Annotated in this window: 10 protein-coding genes; 1 reads left to right on the top strand and 9 read right to left on the bottom strand. The window is 72.9% G+C overall.

Going from position 1 to position 13,512, the window contains the following annotated elements:
* Positions 1-124: 124 nt before the first annotated feature.
* Positions 125-2,353, top strand: a complete 2,229-nt coding sequence (locus tag OG370_RS38535; protein WP_328472690.1) for an MMPL family transporter — start codon at positions 125-127, stop codon at positions 2,351-2,353.
* A gap of 81 nt (positions 2,354-2,434) precedes the next feature.
* On the opposite strand, the gene OG370_RS38530 is transcribed toward OG370_RS38535, so the two are convergent.
* The 9 genes from OG370_RS38530 to OG370_RS38490 form a co-directional block, all read right to left on the bottom strand.
* Positions 2,435-3,262 carry an SDR family NAD(P)-dependent oxidoreductase gene (locus OG370_RS38530; protein ID WP_328472688.1) on the bottom strand — a complete coding sequence of 276 codons (828 nt, stop codon included), beginning with the start codon at positions 3,260-3,262 and terminating at the stop codon, positions 2,435-2,437.
* Between the two features lie 252 nt (positions 3,263-3,514).
* Positions 3,515-4,036 (bottom strand): MarR family winged helix-turn-helix transcriptional regulator, encoded by a 522-nt coding sequence (locus OG370_RS38525; RefSeq protein WP_328472686.1) that lies wholly within the window; start codon positions 4,034-4,036, stop codon positions 3,515-3,517.
* 204 nt (positions 4,037-4,240) lie between these two features.
* Positions 4,241-4,924: a hypothetical protein gene (locus OG370_RS38520; RefSeq protein WP_328472684.1), complete on the bottom strand. Its 684-nt coding sequence runs from the start codon at positions 4,922-4,924 to the stop codon at positions 4,241-4,243.
* Positions 4,925-5,054: 130 nt separating this feature from the next.
* Positions 5,055-7,085: a hypothetical protein gene (locus tag OG370_RS38515; protein ID WP_328472682.1), complete on the bottom strand. Its 2,031-nt coding sequence runs from the start codon at positions 7,083-7,085 to the stop codon at positions 5,055-5,057.
* 5 nt (positions 7,086-7,090) lie between these two features.
* Positions 7,091-8,689 (bottom strand): heparinase II/III domain-containing protein, encoded by a 1,599-nt coding sequence (locus OG370_RS38510; RefSeq protein WP_328472680.1) that lies wholly within the window; start codon positions 8,687-8,689, stop codon positions 7,091-7,093.
* 665 nt (positions 8,690-9,354) lie between these two features.
* A complete protein-coding gene (locus tag OG370_RS38505; RefSeq protein ID WP_328472678.1) occupies positions 9,355-10,122 on the bottom strand; it encodes an SDR family NAD(P)-dependent oxidoreductase in 768 nt (255 codons plus the stop codon).
* An 89-nt stretch (positions 10,123-10,211) separates the two neighbouring features.
* The gene (locus tag OG370_RS38500) at positions 10,212-11,120 is read right to left on the bottom strand and encodes a carbohydrate ABC transporter permease (protein WP_328472676.1); all 909 of its coding nucleotides are present in this window, start codon (positions 11,118-11,120) and stop codon (positions 10,212-10,214) included.
* Positions 11,110-12,093: a carbohydrate ABC transporter permease gene (locus OG370_RS38495; RefSeq protein WP_328472674.1), complete on the bottom strand. Its 984-nt coding sequence runs from the start codon at positions 12,091-12,093 to the stop codon at positions 11,110-11,112. The genes OG370_RS38500 and OG370_RS38495 overlap by 11 nt, the downstream gene beginning before the upstream one ends.
* Complete coding sequence (locus OG370_RS38490) at positions 12,093-13,394, bottom strand: ABC transporter substrate-binding protein (protein WP_328472672.1); 1,302 nt, start codon at positions 13,392-13,394, stop codon at positions 12,093-12,095. The genes OG370_RS38495 and OG370_RS38490 overlap by 1 nt, the downstream gene beginning before the upstream one ends.
* Between the last annotated feature and the right edge of the window lie 118 nt (positions 13,395-13,512).

The following is a 13,512-nucleotide window of genomic DNA, read 5'->3' as shown; positions in this document are numbered from 1 at the left end:
CCCGGTGACGCGCCAGGTTCCGACGCGCGCCCAGCCGCCGTCGAGCGCCGCGTGGTTCCCCCTGCCTCCCGGCCGCCACCACGTCGCCTTCACCGCAAGCGCAAGGACAAAGAGGAGATCCCGCGTGTTCCCACACATAGCCGAACTGGCGATCCGCCGGTCCCGGCTGGTACTCATCGTCGCTGTCGTGGCAACGGCCCTCATGGGTGCCGCGGGCAGCGGCGCGTTCACCAAGCTGCTGGGCGGCGGATTCGACGACCCCTCCTCCCAGTCGACCCGGGCGAGCAACGTCATCGACCGGAAGTTCGGCGGTGAGACGAACCTGGTGCTGCTGGTCCGGGCCGGCGACGGCCGCATCGACACCCCGGCCGCGGAGCGCGGCGGCCGCGCGCTGGAGGCCGACCTCAAGCACGAGAGCACCCTGGCGAACGTCGTCTCGTTCTGGGACACGCACAGCGCCCAACTCCGCTCGCGGGACGGCCGCGAGGCCATCGTGCTCGCCCACGTCAAGGGCGACGAGACCCAGCAGAAGAAGAGCGCCGAGCACCTCATCGACACCTACAGCGGCGCTTACGGGCACACGCTCACGGTCAAGGCCGGCGGCGGCGCCGCGGTGAACTCCGACATGTCCAAGCAGGTGGTGAGCGATCTCTTCCTGGCCGAGACCATCGCCATCCCGCTGACCCTCGTGCTGCTCCTGTTCGTCTTCGGCAGCGTGGTCGCCGCGCTGCTGCCGCTGGCGATCGCCACCATCGCCGTCCTGGGCTCGTTCGCCCTGCTCTCCCTGCTCGGCAGCCTCACCAGCGTGGCCGACACCGCGACCAACCTCACCACGGCCCTCGGCCTGGGACTGGGCATCGACTACGCCCTGCTGATGATCAGCCGCTTCCGGGAGCAGCTCGCGACCGGGGCGAGCGTGGACGACGCGGTCCGGCGCACCGTGCACACCGCGGGCCGCACCGTCGCGTTCTCCTCCGCGACCGTGGCCGCCGCGCTGGCCGCGCTGCTGGTGTTCCCGCAGTACTTCCTGCGCTCGTTCGGCTACGCCGGGGTCGGGGTCGTCGCCATCGCGGCCCTCAGTGCCCTGTTCGTGCTGCCGCCGCTGCTCGCCGTCCTGGGCCACCGGGTCAACAGCGGGCGGCTGCCGTGGCTGAAGTCCGAGCGCTCCGGCGTGCGCGAATCCGTGTGGGGTCGGCTGGCGCGCACCGTCATGCGGCGGCCCGCGCTCACCGCGCTGCCCGTGCTCGCGGTCCTGCTGGTGGCGGCGAGCCCCCTGCTGGGGATCACCTTCGGCACGCCGGACGAGCGCGTGCTGCCCACGAACGCCGAGAGCCGCCAGGTGTCCGCGGCGCTGCAGAAGAACTTCGACGGGAACGACGACACGGCCCTGCAGATCGTCATCGACCAGCGGGTGGGCGAGGCCCCGCTGGGCGCGTACGCGACGGAGCTGTCCCGTCTCAAGGGCGTGGAGCGCGTCGAGACCAGCACGGCGACCTACGCCGGCGGGCAACGCTCGGCGGCCGGACCCGGCAGCGCCGTCCTCGGTCGGCCGGACGCCCAACGGATCAGCGTGGTCAGCTCGTTGACGCCGAGGTCGGAGGACGCGCAGGACCTCGTCCGCGAGGTGCGGGCGCTGGCTCCGCCGCCCGGGGCGCACCCGCTGCTGGGCGGGCAGGACGCCGAACTGGTCGACGCCAAGCACTCCATCAGCAGCCACCTCCCGCTCGCCATCGGCCTGGTCGCCCTCACCACCTTCGTGCTGCTCTTCCTGTTCACCGGCAGCGTGGTGCAGCCGCTGCGCGCCCTGGCGCTCAATGTGATCACCCTGGGGACGACCCTCGGCGCCATGACGTGGATCTTCCAGAGCGGCCACCTGTCGGGCCTGTTCGGTTTCACCGCGCAGCCGATGGAGGTGTCGATGACGGTGCTGATGTTCTGCATCGTCTTCGGCCTGTCGATGGACTACGAGGTGTTCGTCACCAGCCGGATCAAGGAGCTCCACGACCAGGGCGAGGACACCGGGTCCGCCGTCGCCAACGGCCTGGGGCACACCGGCCGCATCGTCACCGCGGCCGCCTGCCTGCTCGCGGTCAGCTTCTTCGCCTTCGGCACGGCCAAGGTCAGCTTCATGCAGATGTTCGGCCTCGGCAGCGGACTGGCCATCCTCATCGACGCGATCGCCGTCCGCGGGGTCCTGGTTCCGGCCGCGATGCGGCTGCTGGGCCGCTCGGCCTGGTACGCGCCCGGGTTCCTGCGCACGCTGCACGGACGGATCGGGCTCAGCGAGGGCGGGCCCGAACCCGTGGCCGCCGCACCTGAGTTGCCCCAGGTGAAGGACGCCTCGGGGGTCTGACGGCCGGACCGGACCGGCAACTGGGTCGGCCGACCTGGCAGTTGCCGGGGCGGGCGCCCCTCGGGCGGGCGACGGGCGCCGTCATCGCGGCAGGCCGGCGAGGAGCCGCTCGGTCATCTCGTGCAGGCGGGCGGCGTCCGCCGGGTCGAACGCCTGCCCGTCGGTGGGGACTTGGCGGCCCTCCAGTACGGCGGTGAGGCGGGCGGGCGGCTCGTCGAGGAACGGCTGGATCTGCGCGAGGGCCTCGGCCACGGGCTTGCCGGTCGCCTTCAGCCGGTCGACGGCGGCCGCGGTGGCCGGGTCGTACTCCCCCGCGAAGCTGGTGGACACCACCCCGGGGTGGTTGAGGACGTAGTGCACGGGGGTGCCGGCGTGCAGCCGGGCGAAGTGGACGCCGAGCAGGTCGCAGAGGGCGCCGCCGTGGCCGAGGGCGCCGGTGCCCGGGTAGCCGTGGCGCAGTTGCAGGTCGTTCCAGCGGACCGGGCCGGTCTGGCCGGAGCCGCCGAAGTTGAGCACGACGGCTCGCTCGGCACGGCTGAGGGGTGCGATCAGCCCGTGGCTGAGCAGGTGGCGGCTGAGGTAGTACAGCGCGAAGTTGCTCTCCAGCCCGTCCGGGGTCTCCGCCCGGGTCGAGCGGTGGAAGCGCGCGCCCAGCACCAGCAGGTCGAGGGCCGGGTAGTCGCGCGTGATCTCGCCGATGACGCGGTGGTTCTCCGCCACCCGGCTCAGGTCGGCCCTGAGGAACCGCGCCCGGTCGCCGGCGCCGCTCCGCTCGGCCGCGGCCAGGAACGCATCGCCCTTCTCGGCACTGGTGCCGACGATCAGCACGTCGTGGCCGCGCCCCAGGTAGCGGTCGGCCAGCGCGCGACCGATGCCGTCGGTGCCGCCGGTGATGACGGTGGTTCCCATGGTCTCCCCCAGGCTCTCTTCAACTAGTTTGATCAATCAAAGCAGATTGCCGAGAGGTGAGCAACGCGCTTGCGGGGATGGGGACTTCGGCACACGTCGGGGACGCGGGCGAACTTCCCTGGCAGCGGGGGCCGTCGGGTGCGGGTGCGGGTGTGGGTCCGCGTGCGGGTGCGGGGAGACTCGGGCGCGCTCGGGGCGGGGGGCCGGGGGCCGGGATCCGGGGGAAGGTCGGCGCGGAGGCCAACGCGGCGGTCAGTCGAGCGACTTGACGTAGCCCGCCTCGACCATGCCCGCGAGCATGTGGTCCTGGACCTGGATCAGGGTGTCGGCGGCCCGGCCGAGTTCGTCCGGCACCGCCTCGGTGAAGACGGTGGCGAGCAGTTCGCAGCGTGCGGCCCGGACGCGCGCGAGGACCTCGCGACCGCGTTCGGTGATCGCGATGACCCCGGCGCGGCCGTCGGACGGGTCCCGGAGCCGGCTGACCAGCGCGTCGGCCTTCAGCTGGCGAAGCTGCAGCGAGACCGTCGAGATGTCGATCCTCAGGCACTCCGCGATGTCCGACACCCGCATCGCGCCGGCGACGTCGAAGTGCTCCAGCAGCCGCAGCGCGCTCGACGGTATGTCGCACCCCGACCGGCGGGCCACCTCGGCCCGGATGTACTTGCTCTCGCTCCACCGCATCAGCGCCGACAGCGCCACTTCCAGGCGGGCCAACTCCGGCGCGGCGGAAGGATTCCTCGGTGCGACTCCGGACACCGGCGTGGATGAGGCCATTGCTCCAGGCTACAAGGGCGGCGCTTCCCGCGGGGCCGTGCTCCGGCAATGATCGGCGCCGTGCGCCACGCTCGCCTCAGTCGGCAATGCGGGCGTCCGTACGAGCCCCGGCGGACATCCCGGGCCGACCAGGCCGACCAGGCCGACCAGGCCGACCAGGCCGACCAGGCGCCGGTCGCACCCCGCGGGCCGACGCACCTGCCGCTACAGGGGCGACGGCGCCGGCCTCGCGGGCCCGTGCGGAGCCGCCGACGACGCCCCTCCGGACGGGCCACGGCCGTACACACCCGGCGCCGCGCGGAGGCCGGCCGGCGTCACCGGGGCGGCCAGGGACAGCGCGGCCATCAGCGGCAACGTCGGCCCGAGCAGCACCGGTCCGAGCGGCACCGGCAGCACCGACAGCGGCAGCACGGCCACCGCCGCCACGAGGCCGAGGGTGCGCCACGGCGAGCCGAACGCGAAGACCGCCGCCGCCTGGTGCAACTCCCTTCGGTCCGCGTCCGGTTGGAGCGTCGTCGTCACCGCGAGGGCGACGGCGTAGACCGCCGCGGCGGCGAGCAGGACGGCCTGCACGGGCAGCAGCGCCAGCGCGGGTCCGCTCCGCCCCACCAGGAACACGGTGTTGGAGACGCAGAGCAGCAACACCGCCGTGCCGAGCAGCGCTTCGCCCCGCAGCCGCCGCCACTGCGCCGGGAAGGCCCGCAGCGTCGCGGTGAAGCAGCGGTCCGAACCGTCGGTGCGCCAGCTCTGCAGCGCGGTGGCGGCCGCCGCCAGGGCCGGCAGCCAGGTGACGACGCCGAGCGCGAGCACGCAGAACGCGGCCCCGGCCAGGGCCGGGTAGGCGACGAACTCCGCGGCGCGCAGCGCCTTGCGTTCCCAGCCGTCCATGAGTGTGCTCCTGCCGGTCGGTGTGCCGTGGATGTGCGGTGGAGGGAGGTGAGGCGTCGAAGGTGAGGGATCGGAGGTGGTGGGCCGGGTGTACGGCGGCCGAGGGCCGCGAGCCGGCGCCGGCTCGCGGTCAGCTCAGGATCGCGGTGACCGGCTCGCCGGACGCCAGGAGTCGCTGCCCTCCTCGGTGCACCGCGCGTGCCCCGACCACCGCGGTGCGGCCGCCCGACATGACGACGGCGGCCGCGTCCGCCCGTACACCGCCCGCGTCGATGCGCCGGGTGAGCGGGGCGAGCAGCACCGTTTCGGCGTCCTCGCCCCGGCCGACCCGGACACCCCAGCCCTCGGCCGTATCGAGCGCCACTGCGGCCGCCGGTGTGGCGTCGAAGGCGTCGGCGCACTCGATGACCGTCAACAGCGCTGTCTCCCGGGCGGGTTCTGTGGTCAGGTGCAGGGTCTGGAGGGTCTTCTCGATCCGCAGACTCGGCGTGCTGGACGTGGGGTTCGCCTCGATCGGGGTCGCGAAGCGCGTGGCGCGCACCGTCTGCGGGGCGAGCCGGGTCAGCCGTGCCTGGGCCGGGCCCGACGCCAACAGCCAGCTCTCGCCGTCGATTTCCTCGGCCGGCCAGTCGGAGTGCAGCACGAACGTCCACTCCCGGGGCTGCCCGGCAGCGAGCAGGTCGAGCACGACGACCCGGCCGCGCGGGGTCACCACGAGCGTGCGGTCCAGCCGGGTCACGCCGAGTTCGGCGGGGAACATGCGGGCCGTCTCGCTGGTGGCGTGCGCGAACCCGCCCTCGGCGAGCACGTCCCGCACCCGGGGCCGCCGCTCGTAGGGGATGTCGCGGTAGACGTGGTAGCGGTCCTCGTCGGCCCAGCCCCGGCCGTCGACCAGCACCAGGTTGTGGTGCGCGGCGCGCTTGCGGTTGCTGTAGCCCTCGTCCACCGCGAGGAAGGCGCCGCGCGAGGCGATGACGAACGCGCCCGCGTCGGGGTGGTGGTGTCCCGCGCTGGCGGCCTCCCAGCCGGTCGCGCGCCGCAGCCGCTCGCCCTCCTCCCACGCGTGGTGGCCCCCGCCGGGTGCCGCCTTGAAACTGACGACGGTGGCCGGGGCGTCCCAGCCGGTGCGGGCGGTGATCTGCCCGAGGTCGGGGAAGTACGCGGTGGCCGGCGTCTCCCCGCCCGGGGCGCGGGCCGGTATCCGCGGGTCGTACCAGAGCAGTTCGAGGTACGCCTCGGGCATCACGCCGGGCCGGACCCCCGACGCGTACGCCTCGCGCCAGAAGTGCCGTTCGGCGACGAGGGCGCCGAGCCACTGGGCGGTGGGGTCGGCGTACGCGGCGGCGAGCCGGTAGTACAGGGCGACGCTGTGGCCGCTGCGGCGGTCGTGGCAGTCGCCGTGGTCGATGTTCTCCTCGAAGGTGCCGCCGGCCGACTGGTGCAGCCGCCAGTTCGTGGTGTTGCGCAGGAAGTCGCACGACTTGAACAGGTCGGCGCCCTCGACCCGTTGGACGAGGTCGGCGTGGATCGCCAGCCAGGGCACGCCGTAGCGCCAGTAGACGACGCCCTCGGAGTCGGAGCCGTCGCGGGCGAGGTTGGCCAGCACCGTCTCCAGGTTGGCGCGGGCCGCGTCGGACCACTCGGGGCGGCCGAGCGCGTAACCGGCCGTGGCCAGCCCGGCCCAGCAGATCCAGTTGTGGTTCTGCCAGTAGGCGTCCGTCCACCATGTGCCCTTGTTCTGCTGGACGTACGCCCACAGCCGCTCACCCTGGAGGGTCAGCTTCTCCCGCAACTCCGCGCGCCGGTCCGGCTCCAGGTCCTCGCCCAGCCAGGAGTACGCCAGCGACAGCCCGTGCAGCAGCCAGCCGGCGTCGAGGTCATGGTCGGGCATGTTGGCCTTGCCCCAGTGCGGGTAGGCCACGCACGCGGAGATCCAGCGCCGGCACTCGTCGAGGTAGCCGCGCCGGCCGGTGAGGCGGTAGGCGAGCGCGAGGTTCGCGGCCGCGGGGCCGAAGTACGTGATGCTGGCGGTGGGGTGCTCGGCCGGCGGCGTCTGGCCGCGGTACCAGTCGCACTGCTCGTACAGCCTGCGCCACTGCGCGGCCCGTACGGTGCGCAGTTCGGCCCGCAGCGTTTCCAACTCGCCGTCGAGTAGCAGCACTTCGCTCACTCTCCCAGGTCGTGGTGGTCGGTGGTGCCGTCGAGGAGTTCGACGGCGAGCAGCGAACCGTCCAGCCGCATGGCGCGGACCGGGGACAGCCCGCGGCAGTAGGCGGAGGCGAAGACGACGCGGCGGCCGTGCGCGGACCAGTCGGCGCCCTGCCGGACGGCCGCCGGGTCGTCGGCCGGCCCTGGGTGCGGCCGGACCGCGAACTCCGCCTGCGCCGAGGCGACATGGCTGCCGGTGAGGACCGGGCCCGCCTCGTCGCCCCAGACGGTGCGGACCACGCCGTCCGGGCCTCGCACCGCGTCGAACTCCACCGCCGGGCGCAGGTGCGCGGTGAGCGTGCGCGCGCGGTCGGCCTCGACGGTCAGCACGTCGAGCAGGTAGCCCGCGGCCGCGGTGACCGTGCGGGTGGCGGTCACCCCGTCGTACGCCTGCGCGCACACGCCGTGCGCGGAGCGCTCGTCCGCCCGGTCCAGCCGGGCGTCCACCTGCCGCTGGTCCGCGCCGTCCACGCAGAAGGCGGGGTGCGCGGCCGTCGAGGCGTAGTACGCCCGGAAAGCGCGGTGCGCGTACGGCACCTGGCCGGGGTCCGGCTGCCACGCCACGCCGTCCGGGCCGTACAGGTACAGCGCGAGCTTGTCCTGGTGGCCGTGGCCGCCGCCATGCGGGCCGGCGTCCAGGACGGCGTGCACGCCGCCGCCCCTGACCACCGCGAATCCGGCGTCGGGGAAGGTCCGGCGGGGGCGGGAGTACGGCCACGGCAGCGCGGGGCCGTCGAACCAGCCCTCGACGTCGGGCGCGGGCGCGGCGGACCGGGACCGGACCCGGTCCAGGACCTCAGCCAGCGGTTCGCCGGTGAACAACTGGTGTACCAGCAGGCACACTTCGTGCAGCTCGGCCAGGGCCTCGGCTCGCCGGTAGGGCCCGTCGTGCAGCTCCGGCAGGTCGCCGTCGGGTGCGGCGACTCCGGCCAGCGCGGCGGCCATCGCCGCGAGCCGCTCCCGGTCGTCCGGCGCGATCCGGGCGGGGTCGCAGCCGCGCAGCGACAGCAGGTAGGCCCGCAGCACGAACAGGTGGTAGTAGGTGCTGCCCTCCCACTCCCAGCCGTCGGGGTGGGTGGCCAGTCCCGGGTGTCCGCGCAGGTCGCCGTCGCGGCGGCCTCGGCAGACCGCGGCGGCGGCGTTCAGCCACGCGGTGTAGTTGGAGCGCTCGTCGCCGCGGGCCACCAGCCGTTCGCGGGCCGCATCCGCGGAGTGCGCGAGCGCGGTGAGCAGGCGTGCCACGGCCGCGCCGCCGGTGCCGGTGCCGGTGTCCTCGCCGCGCTCGGCGAGGCTCCAGGCCGCGTGCCCGATGTTCACCGCCCAGATCGCCTCGGTCAGCGCCTGCTGGAAGAGTCGGCCGCGCAGCATCCAGTCGGGCGCGCCGCTGTGCTCCCCCGGCCGGGTCAACTCCGCGTACAGGGCCGCGTATCGCTCCAGTCCCCGGGCCGCGCTCACCCGATCCGCGGCATCGTCGGACGCGGCGAGGTGCCGCAGCCGCAGCGCGCACGCCTGATGGGCGAGCACCGTCCAGGCGCCGCGCACCTCAGCGGTGTCCACCCGGCAGCCATGCGGGCACACCGCTCCACCCGCGGGAAACCGCCCACCGAGCAGATCCCCGTGCCCGAGCTCCGTGCCGTGCACGGGACACACGTAGGCATGCCACCACCCACCCCGCTCCCCCGGCGGGACGACCGCGCGCTCCCCTGCCGGGGTGACCGGGTGGCCGTGCTCCCCAGCCGGGGGCGTCAGGTGTCCGCGCTCCTCGGCCGGGGTGACCGGGCGGCTGTGCTCCCCAGCCGGGGTGACCGAACCTCCGCGCTCCCCAGCCAGGGCCGCCAGGCGTCCGTCCTCCCCGCCGGTGCCGCGGGTGGCCCCGGTGCCGCCGTTCGTGTCGGTCGCGCCCATGCCCTCAGTCCCGCCGCTCGCACTGGCCTCACCGGCCGCGCTCACAATGCCGGTTCCGCTGGTGCCGCCGATCCTGTCGGTTCCGCCCATGCCCTCAGCCTCACCAGCCGTGCCGCTCTCACCGGCCCCGCCAACACCGCCGACCATGCCCGGTAGGCCCACGCCCCCGGCCCCGCCGATCGCGCTGCTCTCAGCGACCCTGATCACCTCGCCCGTTCCGCCAGTCATATCGGCTCCGCCCGAACCCTCGGTCCCGCCGACCACGCCGGGCTCACCGGCGGCACCGGACGCACCGGCCGCGCCCCGCGCGGACGCGCTCATCGCGGCCACGCGCCGCCGCCGATGTCGAAGGTGGCCCCGGTGAGGTAGCCCGCCTCGTCCGAGGCGAGGTAGACGGCCGCGCCGGCGACGTCGTCCGGGACGCCGCCGCGGCCGATCGGCAGGCCGCCGACGATCTTCTCCTGGACCTGCGGGGCGGTGAAGGTGCCGTGGAAGGCGGTGTCGCCGATGAAGCCGGGGGCGAGGGAGTTCGCGGTGATGCCGTCCTGGCCGAACTCCTTGGCCAGGCCCTTGGTGAACCCGACGACCCCGGCCTTCGCCGCGGCGTAGGCCGCCGCGCCCGGTCCGCCGCCGTCGTGCGCGGCCTGCGAGGCCATCGTGATGATCCGGCCGCGGCGGCCGGCTTCCCGCAGGTACGGCACGGCGGCGCGCACGGTCCGGTAGGTCGCCGTCAGGTTGACGTCGATAACGGCGTGGAAGTGGTCCTCGGTCATCTCGGCGACCGGCACCCGCGCCACGAGGTGGCCGGCGTTGGTCACCACGATGTCGAGGCCGCCGAGGAAGCCGGCCGCCGCGTCGACGAGCGCGGTGACCTCGGCGCCGTCGGTGACGTCGGCGTGCAGCGCCGTGGCCTTCCGGCCGAGTCCGGCGATCTCGGCGGCGACCTGTTCGGCGCCTTCGGCACTGCGGCCGTAGTGGACGGCGACGTCCGCGCCCGCGGCGGCCAGACCGCGGGCGACGGCGGCGCCGATCCCGTGGCCGGCCCCGGTGACGAGGGCGCGGCGCCCGGTGAGATCGAACGGCATGGGGGTGCCTCCTGGTGTGCGGTGGGTGAACTGCGAAGGGTGGGTGCGAGGGAAGGGAGGAAGAGTGGTGAACGGGCCTCGCGGCGCGGTCACTTGATGCCGGAGTTGGCGAAGCCCTGCACGAAGTAGCGCTGGGTGAAGAGGAAGAGGACGACCATCGGCACGGTGGCCATCGTGGTGCCGGCCATCAGGTAGGCCCACGCGTTCTGGTCGGACTGCTGGAAGCTGGACAACCCCACCTGCAACACCCGCTTGTCGGGACTGCTGGTGACGATCAGCGGCCACAGGAAGTTGTTCCAGCTCGACTCGAAGGTCAGCAGCGCCACCGTCGCGATGGCCGGCTTCACCTGCGGTGTCATCACCCTGGCGTAGATGCCGAACTCGCCGAGCCCGTCGATCCGGGCCGCCTCCTCCAGTTCGCGCGGCAGCGACAGGTAGAACTGCCGGAACAGGAAGATGGCGAACGGGGTGAGCGCGCCGGGGACGATCAGCCCCCACCACGAGTCGAGCCAGCCGTGGCCGCCGCGGCCGAGGTAGTCGTTGCCGCCGAAGAAGGGCATGCCCTTCGCGATCAGGTACTGCGGCACGACCTTGGTGTAGGTGGGGATCATCATCATGGCGAGGATCGCCATGAACAGCGGTGTCCGGCCGCGGAACGGCACACGGGCGAGCGCGTATCCGGCCATCGAGGCGAGCAGCAGGTTCAGCGCCGTGTGGCTGACCGCGATCACCAGGCTGTTCAGGGAGTACGTGCCGAACGGCGCGTAGCTCAGTGCCGTCGAGTAGTTCGACCACCGCCAGTGCTGCGGGAGCAGGTGCGGCGGATAGGACGCCAGGTCCGCCTCGGTCTTCACCGAGGTGAGGACCATCCACACGAACGGGGCGATCATCGCCAGGGACACCAGCAGCAGCACCAGGTGCAGTGCCGCCCTGCGCAGCCGCCGTGCGAGCAGCGGGTCGAGGGACCGTATCCGGCCCCGGATCGGCTCAGCGGACATCGTCCTCCCTCCCCGTCACTCGCCGGCTGATCAGCATGAGCACCAGCAGGAAGGCGAAGAGCACCACGCTCATCGCGCACGCCTGGCCCATCTGGAACTCCTTGAACGCCTTGGTGTAGATCTCGTACGTCATCACGGTCGTGGAGTTGGCCGGCCCGCCGTCCGGCGTCAGCACGTAGAGCTGGTCGAACGCCTGGAAGGAGTCGATGATCGACACCACCAGCACGAAGAACGTCGCGGGCTTGAGCAGCGGCAGCGTGATCGACCAGAAGGTGCGGGCCTTGGAGGCGCCGTCGAGCGCGGCCGCCTCGTACACGTCCTGCGGCATCGCCTGGAGCGCGGCCAGGTAGATGAGCATCTTGATGCCGACGCCCTTCCAGATCGACACCATGATCACGGCGAACAGCGCCCAGCTCGGGTCGCCGAGCCACACCGGGCCCTTCACGCCGAACCAGCCCAGCGCCGTGTTGAAGATGCCGATCCGCGGCTCGAACATCCACATCCACACCAGCGCGATCGCCACCGTCGCGGTGATGTGCGGCATGAAGATCGCCGCCCGGTACCAGGCGCGCCCGCGGATCTTGTTGTTGAGCAGGACCGCGAGCACGACCGCGATGGCCATCGCCACCGGCACGGTGAAGAAGGTGAAGACCACGGTGTGCCAGATCGAGGCGTTCCAGGTGCTGTCGGAGAAGATCGCCCGGAAGTTGTCCAGGCCGGTGAACGTGGCGGTGCCGGCGAGGATGTCGTAGTTCATGAAGGCGAGCACGAACGTGGCGGCCACGGGTACGCCGATCCACCACACGAGGTGGATGGTGGCCGGGGTGAGCATGAGCAGCGCGACCCGGCGGCGGTCCCGCCCGAACTTCGGCCGCCGGCCGCCGCCGTGCCGCCGTGCCGCCGGGAGCGGGAAGCCGCGCGGCGGCGGTGTGCCGCCGCGGGGGTGCGGGGCCTGCGCGGTGGGCGCGGCCATCAGGCGTCCTTGGCCATGATCGCCCGGGCCTTCTCGGCCAGCCCCTGGAGCGCCTTGGCCGGGGTGGTCCGGCCGAGCAGCGCGCTCTCCAGCGCGGGCTTGAACTCGTCGCGGATCTCCAGCCAGGACGGCACGCCGCCCTCGGAGAAGGCGTGGTCGAGGTTCTGCATGGCGAAGCCGACGAGCTTGTCGTCCTTGACGTACGCGGAGTCGGCGGCGCTGTTGACGGCGGGGAGGTTGCCGCGCTGCTGCGCGGCCTGCGGGGAGACCTGCGCGCTGGAGAGGAACTCGACCAGTTTCTTCGCCTCCTCGCGGTGGCTGGAGCGTGCCGCGACGGTGGCCAGGGTGCCGCCCTGGAACATCGCCGGGCGGGCCTGGTTGAGGGTGAACCCGGCGACCTTGTCCTCCTTGATCAGGTCGGGCGCGGCCGCCTCCATCTGCCGCCACAGGTCGTTGTGGCCGACCGCCATCGCGGCCCGGCCCTGGGTGAGCGGGGCGGCGACCGCGCTGGTGCTGGAGAAGCCGTAGTCCTCGATCCTGTCGTTGCGGACGACGTCCACCATCCACTGGAGCGCGTCGATCGCCTCCGGGGAGTCGAAGGCGGGCTTGCCGTCCTTGAACAGGTCGGCGCCGAAGGCCCACATCAGCGGCAGGAAGGTCTGCCGGATGTCGTTGCTGAGGATGTCCACCCCGGCCCGTTGCAGGGTGCCGCCCTTACGGACCGTCAACTCCTTTGCCATGTGCTTGAGTTCGGTGAGATCCTTCGGCGGCGCGGTGATGCCGGCCGCCGCCAGGATGTCCTTGCGGTAGATGCCGAGCCGGGTGTCCAGGACGACCGGCCGCGCGTAGGTCCTGCCGTCGTAGACGCCCGCCTCGACCACTCGGGAGTTGTAGACCTTGCCCAGTTCGGCCGCGCTGGTCTCCAGGTCGGCGAGCACCCCCTTCTTGGCGAAGGGCGGTATCCAGCCGACCCCGATCAGCATCACGTCGTACGGCATACCGCCGACGATCGAGGTGGTGAGCTTCTCGTTGAGCTTGCTGTAACTGGTGTAGTCCGGTTGGACCGTGACCCCGGGGTTGGTCTTCCGGAAGTCGGCGATCAGCGACTCCAGCAGCTTCTGGCCGTCGGAGCGGTCGAAGATCGGGGTGATCATCCGGAGCGTGCCGCCGCCGCCTCCGCCGCCGCCCGACGAGTTCGGCGCCGGACCGCCGCACGCGGCGAGCGCGGCGCCGGCCGCCGCTGCCGTACCGAGGCCGAGGAAGTGTCTGCGGGACAGTGCTGCTGAGCGTGTTGGAGGCATGGCTGAACTCCCGTCGGCGAGCAGGATCGCCGTGGTAGAAGACTCGCTTGGTCTTGCGCTGACGCCAGTGCATCGATTTACTTGGCTGCGTTGCAGAGCAGACTAGAAATGTCACCAG

Origin of the sequence: Streptomyces sp. NBC_00448, assembly GCF_036014115.1 — a bacterium.
Classification (GTDB): domain Bacteria; phylum Actinomycetota; class Actinomycetes; order Streptomycetales; family Streptomycetaceae; genus Actinacidiphila.
Note: the sequence above shows the minus strand (reverse complement) of the source record. Positions and strands in the feature narration are given on the sequence as shown.

Excerpts from the sequence above, each read along its gene's own strand:
- OG370_RS38490 (WP_328472672.1), bottom strand. The coding sequence starts at position 13,394 with ATGCCTCCAACACGCTCAGCAGCACTGTCCCGCAGACACTTCCTCGGC.
- OG370_RS38520 (WP_328472684.1), bottom strand. The coding sequence starts at position 4,924 with ATGGACGGCTGGGAACGCAAGGCGCTGCGCGCCGCGGAGTTCGTCGCC.
- OG370_RS38505 (WP_328472678.1), bottom strand. The coding sequence starts at position 10,122 with ATGCCGTTCGATCTCACCGGGCGCCGCGCCCTCGTCACCGGGGCCGGC.
- OG370_RS38525 (WP_328472686.1), bottom strand. The coding sequence starts at position 4,036 with ATGGCCTCATCCACGCCGGTGTCCGGAGTCGCACCGAGGAATCCTTCC.
- OG370_RS38530 (WP_328472688.1), bottom strand. The coding sequence starts at position 3,262 with ATGGGAACCACCGTCATCACCGGCGGCACCGACGGCATCGGTCGCGCG.
- OG370_RS38500 (WP_328472676.1), bottom strand. The coding sequence starts at position 11,120 with ATGTCCGCTGAGCCGATCCGGGGCCGGATACGGTCCCTCGACCCGCTG.
- OG370_RS38495 (WP_328472674.1), bottom strand. The coding sequence starts at position 12,093 with ATGGCCGCGCCCACCGCGCAGGCCCCGCACCCCCGCGGCGGCACACCG.